Genomic DNA, 10,662 nt, shown 5'->3' with positions numbered 1-10,662 from the left:
TCCGCCTGGCCGGACGCGATGCGGTAGCTCGAGCTGCCCGAGTCGATCCGGGTCAGGGCACCCGGGGCGCCGTTCGCCATGGCCTGCTTCTGCACCTCGAGGACCGCGGTGACGGACGGGTTGGGCAGGGAGGAGGTGGCCGCACCGGCGGGGGAGGCGGCCAGGACGGCCGTCGCGGAGCAGCCTGCGAGCACGATGCCCGCGTTCTTGATACGCATGCTGGACTTTCTGATCTGGAACAGGTGGACGGTGGTGGGGGGTGCCGCCTCACGCGGCGACTGTGAGGCCGGGAGCGCGGGAACCCGGATCGTACCCAATTCCCCTGGCCGGCCCGGATGTTACCCGGGTATCAGGACGGCGAGGGGGACGATGGCCGACGTCACCGCCGGAGCCGGGGCCGTGGCCGCGGCCGGAGCGGCCGCCGCCACGCCGGCTGTCGCCGGCCTGTTCATCCGGGTCATGGACGAGACTCCTTGCAGACGTCAAGGGGACGCACAGGGGGCCCACTTGCCCCCTCCACCTCTCAGACCACGGTCCGGCGGGGATCGGTTGACAGATCTCGCAGATTTTTCCGCGTGGGGGGATCATCCGCCGCCTCGGCCCCCCACACCACGGACGGCACCTCGATACGTCCGGGGCCGGGCCCTCGGTCAGCGCCCGGTCGTGCGACCGCGAAGGGTGGCCACGACGGCGAGGACGGTGCGGGCCGACAGGACGCTCCGAAGCCGGCCATGGTGGGCGCGAGCGCGGTGTGCCGGGTGACGAGACCGAAGGCGCGATGCCGACGAGCAGCGCCGGGACGATGACGCGACGCCGGCCGAACCGGTCGGACAGGTGCCCGAGCAGCCCGAAGCCGAGTGCCGTACCGACGACCGTTACCGCGAAGGCGACGGTGACCGCGGTCGGCCCCGCGGCCCGTCGCTTCCTCGAACCGGTCCGGCGCGGCCTGCCCGCCGCAGGCGACGGCTGACGCCGTCCCGTGGCGGCTTCAGCGACCCATTGCCCGCAGCACCATGTCCCCGTAGCGGCGCCAGACCGCGGGATCACGTTCCCCGTACCGCACGAGTTGCAGCGCGGTGCCGCACAGCACGACCCGCAGATCCAGCGCGGCGGCGTCCTCACGCAGTCTCCCCGCCGCCCGGGCAGCCTCCATGGCGTTCGTCAGCGACTCCAGGACGGACGCGGCGGCCGGGGACGCGGCGTCGGCCAGCCGCTCGGCGAGCAGGCGGTCGTGGGCCAGGACGTCGAAGAGTTCGAGGACATGGCGGCGAAAGGCCTCGTGGGGGTCGGTCTCGTGCTGAGCCGCGGCGGTGCGCCGCTCGAGCTCCCGCAGACTCAGTCGCGTGACCGTCTCCAGCAGGTCCTCCTTGGAGGGGAAGCTGCGGTAGACGGTCGCCTTGCCGACCTGGGCCCGCTCCGCGATCCGGGGGACGGTGGCCAGGGTGCCGTGCTCGCGGAAGACCTCGACCGCGGCGGCGACCACGCGTTCGTGATTGCGCCGGGCGTCCGCGCGCCGAGGTGACGTCGGCGTCCGCGGGCCGGGGGCGGGGGTGTTCGAGGGGCTCATGGGGCGGGTGCCTGTCCGGGTGAGGGGCTCGGGCCGGTGGGTGTCCGGTACGCCATGCTATCGGACCCGCGAGTCCGTTTCGCGGGGTGGTGAACGCCGCCGAACCCACGGGGCGGACCCCCTGCGCCGTCGGCCTGGCCCAGGAGGTCCGTCGCATCGGGGGTCAGCCGGTGGCGCGCGGCGGCGTGGGGGTGCCGTGGACCCGCTTGGCGTGCTTGGCGTACAGGCGTCGCGCGAGGACCGGCATGATCAGCCGGGCGGGCAGTGGCGCCTCGGCGAGGACGGCCCTGACCACCTCGGGGTCGCCCTCGTACATCGCCATGCCGAAGGCGAGCGGAAGGGTCTTCTTCGGCGACTTCTCGAGGCCGTGTTCGCCGAGCCGCCGCCACTCCGCCGCGGTGACGTACTTCTCGGCCAGCGGGAGGATCCTCTGCTCCTCCATCGCCATGTGCTCCAGCAGGGCGGCCCGCAGCCGGTCGAACGCCTCGGTGAGCTCGTTTCCACCGCGAGCGGTGGACCGCCATCCGGGGAGCAGGCGAGTGGCCTCGGCGTTGGCGGCCTCGATGGCGTGGTGCTGCTCCTCCATGACCGGCACGATCTCCTCGGCCTCCGCACCGCCGCGTTCGTGGAGCAGCGGCCACAGCACGACGTCCTCGCCCTCGTGGTGGAGGTGCAGGATGCCGCAGACGAACTCGGCGTGGGCGCCGACGACCTCCGAACGCCCGGTGTCGTCCGTCCGGACGTCCCGGACGAGTTGCGGGAGGAGGTCGAACTCGCGGCGCAACATGGTGTGCGCCATATACATGTCGCGCACATCGGCCATGGGTTCATGAGTGCTGGGGTTCACTGGGTCCTCGATCGTTGCGCGGGATATTCGCTGCTGGATTGACTGGCGTGACGTCCGACCGCCGGGCATCGCCCCGGAGCGTCGACCCGGCCGACGGTCCGCGGCGCCGGCGTCGGCGTCGGCGTCGGGGCCGCGGTGGCCCCGAACCGCGGTGATCGCACAGCGCCGCCGTGTGGCGCCGGGCTCCAACGGCCCTGTCGCGCCTCGGGTTTCGAGACGTCGGCGGCAAGGCAGGGGCCGCGGGTCCGTCCGCGGAGCCGGAGATCACCGGGGACGCGGGGCCGGGTGCGTCCGGCGTCCGGCGGGTCGGCCTGGTCAGGCCATTAGAGCATATTCTATTTGCGTACGCACGCATGTACCTCCTTCGGGGGTTCCACGCCTGCCTCCGCATCGGTCCCCGCCTCCGTCCCGCGCCGGCGCGGTCCGTGCGGATCAGCCGCGCTCGACGAGGGTCAACATCTCCGTGACGAGTTCGAGCGAGGCGTCGATGTGGGGCAACGACATGGACTCCACCATGAAGTGCTCGATGCCGGTCTGTTCGGCGAGGGACTTGATGGCATCGGCGACCCGGGGCAACGGAGTCCCCTCCACGACGTTGACCCGCATCACCGTGTCCAGCAGGGCGGGATCGCGTCCCGCCGCGTGGGCGAACCCGTCGATCAGCGACCGCTGCGCGAGCACGGTGCCGGCGTCCACGAAGACGGGGACGACGCACGCCGGGAGCCAGCCGTCCGCCCGCTCTCCGATGCGCCTGAGCGCGGCACGGGCCCCGGTCGGCGCACCGAGATAGAAGGGCGGACGGGGCTTTCGCACGGGCTTCAGCGGTGCGTACTGCAGCGGCAGTTCCAGGTGACGGCCGTGGTACTCCACCGGGTCCCGGGTCCACAGCAGCTCCAGCGCGTCCAGCATCTCGTCCGTCCTGGCGCCGCGCTTGGTGAAGTCCATGTTCGCGGCCTGGAATTCCTCGGGCGACCAGCCGACGCCGAAGCCGGGAATGAGCCGTCCGCCGCTGATCCGGTCGATCGTGGTCAGGCTGCGGGCCAGGTGCGCGGGTGCGTAGATCGGCGCGATCAGGACGTTGGTGCCCAACTGCACCCGTTCGGTGGCGGCGGCCGCGACGCCGAGGACGACGAAGGGGTCCGCGGCGGTCCGGTACTCCACCGGGATCGTGGTGTCCCCGGGGCCTCCGACCCCGATCGTGGGGTCGACCGCGGCGAAGTGCCGGTCGCCCGCCCACAGGCTGGCCGCACCGGCCTTCTCCGCCGCACGGGCGAACTCCGCGGTCCGGTCGACCTGATGAGCCACGTTGTGCAGATAGGGAAGCGCAAAGCCGATCTTCATGAAAACCCTTCGTTCACCTGGGAAGGCAGTCGGACACAGCGTTCGCCGACGTCGGGGAGCGGCGCTTCCGCCCAAGGGGAGCGCCCCCGGCCCGATTCCGCGTCCCGGGTTCCGCCCGTCTCCGCGGAACGGCGCCCGCGATCGCGTCGAGCCGCACCGCGGGGAGCGGCGTCCGACACCGCACCGCCCGCGAGGGAACCGCAGGCCGTGCCCACGATGCCGCCTCGACTCCCCGGGCTGAAGGGTCCTGTTGCTCCTGGGAGCGACGGGGCCACCCTCCTGGAGCCTGGAAGCCCCCGGGAGGGGAGCACCGACACCATGGCCGGTCCCGCGGGTCCTGGGAGAAGGGGGGCCTTCCAGCCCCGACGGTGATCCGGCGGCATCGGAGCACGTACGCGCGGAGGCGCCCGGAACACGGCCGCCGGTCCCGTGCCACCCGCCCGGGACGGAACTGCTTCCGTACCGGTGACCACGGGCCCTCCTGTACGGAGGGTGACGGGCCGGCGATCCCCGGGCGAACGCCGCCGACGGGTCGTGCGGGCACGGCGTTCCCCCGTCCACGCTGCGGGGATTCACCGGCGAGGCGTCGTCGTTCCTGGTATCAAGGGGGCCACCTAGCCGCGGACGAAGCGGGTTACGGTCGTCGGTATGGACGCTTCGAATGCGCTCGGTGAGTTTCTGCGGGCTCGGAGGCGCCTGGTTCGGCCGGAGGACGTCGGTATCGGCGCCGGCGGGACGCGACGGGTCGAGGGGCTGCGACGCGAGGAGGTCGCGATGCTCGCCGGCATCAGCACGGACTACTACCTCCGGCTGGAGCAGGGACGCGACCGCAATCCCTCCCCGCAGGTACTGTCGGCGATCGCCCGGGCGCTGACCCTGGACCAGGACACGGCCGACTACATGGCCGCCCTGCCGCGGGCGCAGGCCACCCGCGCGTCCGCACGGACACCTTCCGGCCGTCCGGCGCCGCGACGCGAAGAGGTACCGCGGAGCATCCGTGAACTGATGGACGGATGGACGGGCAACCCCGCCTGGGTGCAGAACAGGTACTTCGACGTCCTCGCCGTCAACGCCCTGGCGGCGGCCCTCTCGCCCGGCCACGCCCCGGGGGTGAACCTGCTGCGTGCCGCCTTCCTCGATCCCGCGGAACGTGAGCGGCGCGGGGACTGGGAGCTCATGACGCGGAGAGGCGTGGCCACCCTGCGCGCCCTGGCGGGGCCCGACGTCGACGCACCCCGGCTGACCGAGCTGGTCGGTGAACTGTCCCTGCGGAGCGATCGCTTCCGGGAGCTGTGGGCCCGCCACGACGTGACCCCGCACCTGGGCGGCCAGGTCGCCCGCCTGACACATCCGCAGGTCGGCGACCTGGACCTGCGGTCCGACAAGCTGGCGATCGGCGGCAGCGACGGTCTCGTCCTGGTGGTGCTCCACGCCGAGCCCGGCAGCCGCAGCGCGGAACTCCTGCGGATGCTCGGCAACCTCAGCGCCTCCGGCCCCAGCGCGGTTCGCGGGGAGCGGGGCCGCCGGGCCGCCGAGGAGCGATGAGAGGCGGAGCCCGGCTCCCTGACCGATGGTCCCCCCGACAGCGAGGTCGGGTTCTTTGCGCGCAGCGACGCCCGACGGCAAGGCCCGGGCGGTGTCGCGGCGCTCGACAACGCCGGGTGGTCCGGCCGACGGCACCCGGACGGCGAAAGCGACGAGGATGACAGAGACACACATCACGACGACGGCGCCCGTTCCCGGTACGGGATCCGGGCCGCGCGCCGGGGACGGCACCGGCCTGGCGGAGCTGACGGCCAACTTCCGTCAGTACCTGCTCGGATGGGGCGAGGCGGAGCGAGGCGAGGGCGACCTCGACTACTACCGCAGCGGACTTGCGACACCGCAGTTCAACGGCGTGGTCCGGACCCCCTCCCCGGAAGCGGTGGGGCGGTCCGCGGCCACGGCCAGGTCCCGGCTCGCCGGCGTTCCCTGGTGGTGGTGGGTGGGCCCGGACAGCCCCGAGGGCACGTCGGCGGCACTCGCCCGGCACGGAATGGCGGAGTTCGGCTCCGTTCCGGTGATGGTCCGGCCGCTCGACGGGCTCGTGGAGGCCGGGGAACGGTCGGACGGCCTGCGGATCGAGGCGGTCGAGGAGCCCGGTCGCCTGACGGAGTTCGTCCGCACGTACAGCGCTTCCATGGGCATCGCACCGGACCTGGAGGCCGACATGGTGCGGATCGAGGCGCACCGCGCGGACAACGCGGACGTCGTGCGCCTCGCCGCGGTGCTCGACGGCCGCATCGTGGGCACGACCGTGGTGATGGCGGCGCACGGCGTGGCGGGGATCTTCCTCGTCCACGTCGCCGAGGCCCACCGTCGGCGGGGCATCGGGGGAGTACTGACGGCGGCCGCCCTGCACGCGGGGCGCGAACGCGGGATGGATCGCGCCGCTCTCCTGGCGAGCCCGGCCGGTGAGCCTCTCTACCGGCGCTTCGGTTTCACGGCGGTGTCCGAGTACCGGCTCTTCGCGCTGCCCGCGTGAGCGGCGCCCGGCCCTCAGGGGGGCGGCGGACGGCGACGCGCGCAGGGCGCGTCGCAGCCGGCGGATGGAACGGCGGAACCGTCCGCGGGAGCGCATCCCGCGGCCGGTTCCGCCGTGATCGTGTCGGAACTCCCGGGCCGGGCTAGGTGTCCCGGCCGGGCAGGTCGGTGCCGGCCGGCGCGTCCAGGACCTCGCGGTCTCCGTAGACCGTGGTCACCTCGACGTCCAGTACGGTGGCGATCCGGCCGAACGACCAGTAGTAGCCGACCACTTGGAGCACCTCGACGAGCTCGCGCTCGCTGAGGAAGCACCGGGCCAGGTCGAACACCTCGTCGCTGACGCGGGGTTGCCCGATCACTTCGGCGGTGAAGCGCAGCAGGGCCCGGTCGGCGAGGGCGACGGCGGGGTTCTCGAGGTCCCGGGCCCGGATGGCCCGCCGGGTCGGCTCGTCGACGCCGGCCGTACGTGCCATGGGTTCGTGCTGGGCCGCGACGAACGGGCAGTCGGTGTACTCCGCCACCGCGAGGATCACGAGCTCGCGCGAGCGGGCCGGCAGGTGCAGGGAGGTGAACTGGGCTCTCGCGAGCTCCACGAACGGCTTCACGGTGCCGGCCGAGTGGGACATCATCTTGACCATCGGGTCGGGCGGCAGCGATGTCAGGTACCGGCGGACGTCGTCGGGGAAGGACGCCGGATCCGGGTCGGTCAGTCGAGGCATGGTGCGCTCCTCTGGTGCTGGGCGTGGTCGTCGACGGGGGAGTCAGCGGGCTTGGGGCGGGACGTCGAAGCCGGTCTCGCTCAGGTGGCGGAAGCGGCCGTCCTCGGCGTGGGTGCCGAAGATCGCGATCTCCCGGTGCTGGACGGAGCCGTCGGCCAGGGTGATCCGGAAGACGTGCCGCTCCGCGTAGGTGGTCCCGTCGCCGAGTTCGTCGAGGACGGTCACCGTGCCGCCGGTGACCTTGGTGCGGACGGCGGCGACCATCCCCGCGAACTCCTCGCGGGTCAGCACCTCGCCGTCGCTGCGGTGGGTGTAGTCGGGGGCGTAGTACCGGTCGAGCACGGTGTCCAGTTCGACGCCCGGCTCGGGCTCGAGGACCAGTGCCCGGAGGGCCGCACTGATGCGGGCGCGCGTCATCGCCAGGTGCTCCTTCGGGAAGAGGAATGAAACGGACCCTTGGGTCCGGATGGAGACGACCGTACCGGACTCCAGGGTCCGGTACGGCCCCGGGCGGCCTGTGGACCTCGTCACAGCCCGTGGGCGGCGGCGGAGCGGGGCTTGCCGAAGCCGGGAAGGGTGCCGACGAGTCGCGCTCCGCCTGCTCCCGCGCGCCCGGTCCCGACGGGCCGCCCGTCGCGCCTCGCGGACGGGAGGGCGCTGGTACCGCGAGTCCCAGGAAAACGAGACGACTCCCTGCCCGCCCGGCCCCGCCGCAGTCTGGAGACGTCACAGAACGACCACCCGAGACGGGAGCGACACCATGACGACCACACTGATCACCGGAGCCAACAAGGGCCTGGGCTACGAGGCCGCGCGCCGCCTGATCGCCGAGGGCCACACCGTCTGGATCGGCGCCCGGGACGCCGAGCGGGGCCGTCTCGCCGCCGCACGGCTGGGCGCGTCCTTCGTCCGACTCGACGTCACCGACGACGAGTCGGTCGCCGGCGCGGTGCGGACGATCGAGGCCGCGGGCGGCCTGGACGTGCTGATCAACAACGCCGGCATCGAGGTGCGCCGGCCGGACAACAGCGTCGTGCCCACCGCGGAGACCACAGCCGACGCGATGAGGAAGACCTTCGAGACCAATGTCTTCGGCGTCGTGCGGGTCCTCCACGCCTTCCTGCCGCTGCTCCGGAAGTCCGCCGCGCCGGTGGTCGTCAACGTCGGCAGCGGCCTGGCCTCGCTGCACCACGTCTCCGACCCGGACCAGCCGGCCCACATGTTCCCCGGCCTGGACTACCCGGCGTCGAAGCTGACGGTCAACATGATCACCGTGCAGTACGCCAAGGCGCTGCCCGGCTTTCGAGTCAACTCCGTGGAGCCGGGCTTCACGAAGACCGACCTGAACGGCAACACCGGCTTCCAGACGGTCGAGGAGGGCGCGGAGATCATCGTCCGGATGGCGCTGGTCGGCCCCGACGGCCCCACCGGCGGCTTCTTCGACCGCAACGGCGCGCTTCCGTGGTGACGGAGGGCTCCGTCGGCGGGCGGACGGCTCGGGGTCACTGAACCGGCCGCCGCAGGGGGGCGGGTCGGAGACGGCTCATCACGACGCGCTGCCCTCTCCTCGTTCCGCCCGGGCCGCGGGGCGGCGCGTCGCGCGCCCTCGGCGGAGGGGAAAGGGGGCACAAATGGCGCGTTAAGCTGGTGCAATGACGGCGGACGCTCCTCTGGACGCGGAAGAAGAACGCTTCTGGCGTGCCCTGCAACGTGTGATGACCGCGTTGCCGAAGGCTCTGGACGACGATCTCCTGAAGGCGACCGGGCTGACGCTGTCCGAGTACTCGGTGCTGATGTTCCTGTCCGAGGCCGAGGCCCGTGAACTGCGGATGATCGACCTGGCCGAGCTCACCCGCCTGTCCGCCAGTCGCATCTCCAGGGTGGTGGACGCCCTCAAGACCCGTGGCTGGGTCGTGAAACGGCGCCACGAGGTGGACGCCCGGGGGAGTGTGGCGCGTCTGACGCCCGAGGGTCTGGAGCGGCTGGAGGGCGCTTATCCGGCGCTCCTCGCCAGCGCGCGCCGCCGCGTCATGGACCATGTGGAGGCGGCCTCACTTCCGAGCCTGGCCGTCCAGTTCGAGCGCGTCGCGGGGCAACTCGGCTGATCCTGACGGGCGGATCGTCCCCGGCTTCCGCTTGGAGGGCACGCGCCGGCCGCGTCGGCGTCCCACACCTCGGGCGGCCGCTTCGGCGGCTGACCCCGACGAGGCCGGCCGGTCAGGGTGCGTCCCGGTCCACCGGTACCAGGTCCGTCTCCGGCGCCGCCCGCAGGGCCGCGGTCCACACGACCGGGTCGCAGCCCTCGCCGTTCGGGGCGTATCGCTCCAGCCGGACGGTGGTCTCCCGGGCGTACAGCGTCCGGGAACCGTCCGCGGACGCCACGGTGAACCGCACGGGAACGGACGCCGCACCGATGTCGTCGGGAAGCGTGATCCCGACGCCGGCCATCCGCTCGTGCGGCACCCCGATCCGCTCCTTGCAGGTCTTCCCCGAACAGAGCCGGAAGCGCGCGTCCTTGGGGAAGTCGCTCATGGTCCACGCGACGTGGACACCCGATTCCGCGCCCACCAGCGTGCAGTTGGGCGCGTCGACGAGGCCGCAGCCGGTGAGCGTCAGGGCCGGGAGGGCCAGGCCCGCAACCACGCGGCTCCCCACACGTTCGAGCGTCAACCGGTCCCCCTGAATGCTCGCGGCCTGCCGGCCGCCTCCCCGGCCCCCTGTCTACCGTTCCATGATCGAAGTGTCCAGTCACCCGGATGTCGTACCGGTCCGCGCGGTCTCCCCCCTGAGGCGCGCGGCGGTCACGGCGGCGTCGTAGTCCGGCCCGACACCGTCCACGAGGATCACCGCGCTCTCCAGGTTGCGGGTGCGCAGCGGAAGGAGTTCCCGGTACGCGCTCGACCGGTACCAGTCGCGTGCCTCGTCCATGCCGGGGAACTCGATCATGACGATCGTCCCCGGCCACGTCCCCTCGAGGACCTCCACGGTCGCGCCGTGGACGATGAAGCGGCCCCCGAAGGCGTCCAGGGTGCCCTGGACGCGCTCCATATAGGTGAAGACCTCCTCGTCGGGCCGCGAGGGGCGGAGGTGGCCGACGGCGTAGGCGGGCATGGCTGCTCCCAGGGGTTCGGAGTCCGGGGTTCGGTGTCGTTCCTGCCGACGGTCCCGATCCTGCCGGGCCGCCCGGGGTCCGTCGATGACGCCGGAGGTAAGGGCGGCGTCGCTTGACGCGCCGGGCGCCGCGATGCGCACGGGTTCGTCGCCGCGCCTCCCTGTCGTCGGGTCCCGGGCACGTCCGTGGATCTGTCGGCCCCGGCGCGGTCCGCGCGGGCCCGGCCGACGGCACCACCCCTTGCCGCCGCGATGCGTTCCGGGGGAACCGCCGGGCGAAGTGATCGGCCCCCGCACGGCTGCAGGCACTCGTTTCGGGTACCCGCGCGGTGACACAGCGCTCCGGGGATCACCGGAGCGTGGGCGAGGCGATCGGGAAGCCGCGACACGCGACGCTCGTCGGTACCGTGTGAGCGTCCATGGCTCCGGAGTCGCCGAACGACGCCCTCCGGCGGCGGGACAGCCGTCCCGCCGCCGGTCGAATCCCTGGCAGGGGCCGCCGCCCGGCGTACGGGCGGCGGCCGCATGCCCGTTTTGGGGGGATAGGAAGAGCG

At 72.8% G+C, this 10,662-nt stretch carries 12 protein-coding genes and 1 pseudogene; 4 read left to right on the top strand and 9 right to left on the bottom strand.

What is annotated here, in order from left to right:
- The 5 genes and pseudogenes from AB0F62_RS41530 to AB0F62_RS41510 form a co-directional block, all read right to left on the bottom strand.
- Positions 1-218: pseudogene (locus tag AB0F62_RS41530) on the bottom strand (serine hydrolase); the annotation flags it as partial.
- 120 nt (positions 219-338) lie between these two features.
- Positions 339-461, bottom strand: a complete 123-nt coding sequence (locus AB0F62_RS41525) for a hypothetical protein (RefSeq protein ID WP_361811710.1) — start codon at positions 459-461, stop codon at positions 339-341.
- A gap of 527 nt (positions 462-988) precedes the next feature.
- Positions 989-1,567 (bottom strand): helix-turn-helix domain-containing protein, encoded by a 579-nt coding sequence (locus AB0F62_RS41520; protein ID WP_361811707.1) that lies wholly within the window; start codon positions 1,565-1,567, stop codon positions 989-991.
- Between the two features lie 163 nt (positions 1,568-1,730).
- Complete coding sequence (locus tag AB0F62_RS41515) at positions 1,731-2,372, bottom strand: hemerythrin domain-containing protein (RefSeq protein WP_361811713.1); 642 nt, start codon at positions 2,370-2,372, stop codon at positions 1,731-1,733.
- A 474-nt stretch (positions 2,373-2,846) separates the two neighbouring features.
- Positions 2,847-3,755, bottom strand: coding sequence for a TIGR03619 family F420-dependent LLM class oxidoreductase (locus AB0F62_RS41510; RefSeq protein ID WP_361811704.1), 909 nt, complete (start codon positions 3,753-3,755; stop codon positions 2,847-2,849).
- 648 nt (positions 3,756-4,403) lie between these two features.
- Between AB0F62_RS41510 and AB0F62_RS41505 the strand changes: the two genes are divergently transcribed.
- Together AB0F62_RS41505 and AB0F62_RS41500 are read left to right on the top strand one after the other, a co-directional pair.
- Positions 4,404-5,300, top strand: a complete 897-nt coding sequence (locus AB0F62_RS41505) for a helix-turn-helix domain-containing protein (RefSeq protein ID WP_361811701.1) — start codon at positions 4,404-4,406, stop codon at positions 5,298-5,300.
- 157 nt (positions 5,301-5,457) lie between these two features.
- Complete coding sequence (locus tag AB0F62_RS41500; RefSeq protein ID WP_361811698.1) at positions 5,458-6,279, top strand: GNAT family N-acetyltransferase; 822 nt, start codon at positions 5,458-5,460, stop codon at positions 6,277-6,279.
- A 142-nt stretch (positions 6,280-6,421) separates the two neighbouring features.
- Here the strand turns inward: AB0F62_RS41500 and AB0F62_RS41495 are convergent, their stop codons facing one another.
- Positions 6,422-6,997, bottom strand: a complete 576-nt coding sequence (locus AB0F62_RS41495) for a carboxymuconolactone decarboxylase family protein (protein ID WP_361811695.1) — start codon at positions 6,995-6,997, stop codon at positions 6,422-6,424.
- A 42-nt stretch (positions 6,998-7,039) separates the two neighbouring features.
- Entirely contained in the window at positions 7,040-7,414 is a 375-nt protein-coding gene (locus tag AB0F62_RS41490; RefSeq protein ID WP_361811693.1) for a nuclear transport factor 2 family protein, read from the bottom strand.
- Positions 7,415-7,757: 343 nt separating this feature from the next.
- On the opposite strand from AB0F62_RS41490, the gene AB0F62_RS41485 reads away from it, so the two are divergent.
- A complete protein-coding gene (locus AB0F62_RS41485) occupies positions 7,758-8,465 on the top strand; it encodes an SDR family NAD(P)-dependent oxidoreductase (RefSeq protein WP_361811690.1) in 708 nt (235 codons plus the stop codon).
- A gap of 184 nt (positions 8,466-8,649) precedes the next feature.
- Positions 8,650-9,102, top strand: a complete 453-nt coding sequence (locus AB0F62_RS41480; protein ID WP_361811687.1) for a MarR family transcriptional regulator — start codon at positions 8,650-8,652, stop codon at positions 9,100-9,102.
- 112 nt (positions 9,103-9,214) lie between these two features.
- Here the strand turns inward: AB0F62_RS41480 and AB0F62_RS41475 are convergent, their stop codons facing one another.
- On the bottom strand, positions 9,215-9,652 hold the full coding sequence (locus AB0F62_RS41475; protein ID WP_361811684.1) for a hypothetical protein: 438 nt from the start codon (positions 9,650-9,652) through the stop codon (positions 9,215-9,217).
- 93 nt (positions 9,653-9,745) lie between these two features.
- Positions 9,746-10,108 (bottom strand): DUF1330 domain-containing protein, encoded by a 363-nt coding sequence (locus AB0F62_RS41470; protein ID WP_361811681.1) that lies wholly within the window; start codon positions 10,106-10,108, stop codon positions 9,746-9,748.
- Between the last annotated feature and the right edge of the window lie 554 nt (positions 10,109-10,662).

The organism is Streptomyces sp. NPDC026673, from assembly GCF_040638135.1.
Classification (GTDB): domain Bacteria; phylum Actinomycetota; class Actinomycetes; order Streptomycetales; family Streptomycetaceae; genus Actinacidiphila.
Note: the sequence above shows the minus strand (reverse complement) of the source record. Positions and strands in the feature narration are given on the sequence as shown.

Bases quoted from the DNA above. Each gene is read 5' to 3' on its own strand.
- AB0F62_RS41525 (WP_361811710.1), bottom strand. From the start codon at position 461: ATGACCCGGATGAACAGGCCGGCGACAGCCGGCGTGGCGGCGGCCGCT.
- AB0F62_RS41520 (WP_361811707.1), bottom strand. From the start codon at position 1,567: ATGAGCCCCTCGAACACCCCCGCCCCCGGCCCGCGGACGCCGACGTCA.
- AB0F62_RS41515 (WP_361811713.1), bottom strand. From the start codon at position 2,372: ATGTATATGGCGCACACCATGTTGCGCCGCGAGTTCGACCTCCTCCCG.
- AB0F62_RS41510 (WP_361811704.1), bottom strand. From the start codon at position 3,755: ATGAAGATCGGCTTTGCGCTTCCCTATCTGCACAACGTGGCTCATCAG.
- AB0F62_RS41505 (WP_361811701.1), top strand. From the start codon at position 4,404: ATGGACGCTTCGAATGCGCTCGGTGAGTTTCTGCGGGCTCGGAGGCGC.
- AB0F62_RS41500 (WP_361811698.1), top strand. From the start codon at position 5,458: ATGACAGAGACACACATCACGACGACGGCGCCCGTTCCCGGTACGGGA.
- AB0F62_RS41495 (WP_361811695.1), bottom strand. From the start codon at position 6,997: ATGCCTCGACTGACCGACCCGGATCCGGCGTCCTTCCCCGACGACGTC.
- AB0F62_RS41490 (WP_361811693.1), bottom strand. From the start codon at position 7,414: ATGACGCGCGCCCGCATCAGTGCGGCCCTCCGGGCACTGGTCCTCGAG.
- AB0F62_RS41485 (WP_361811690.1), top strand. From the start codon at position 7,758: ATGACGACCACACTGATCACCGGAGCCAACAAGGGCCTGGGCTACGAG.
- AB0F62_RS41480 (WP_361811687.1), top strand. From the start codon at position 8,650: ATGACGGCGGACGCTCCTCTGGACGCGGAAGAAGAACGCTTCTGGCGT.
- AB0F62_RS41470 (WP_361811681.1), bottom strand. From the start codon at position 10,108: ATGCCCGCCTACGCCGTCGGCCACCTCCGCCCCTCGCGGCCCGACGAG.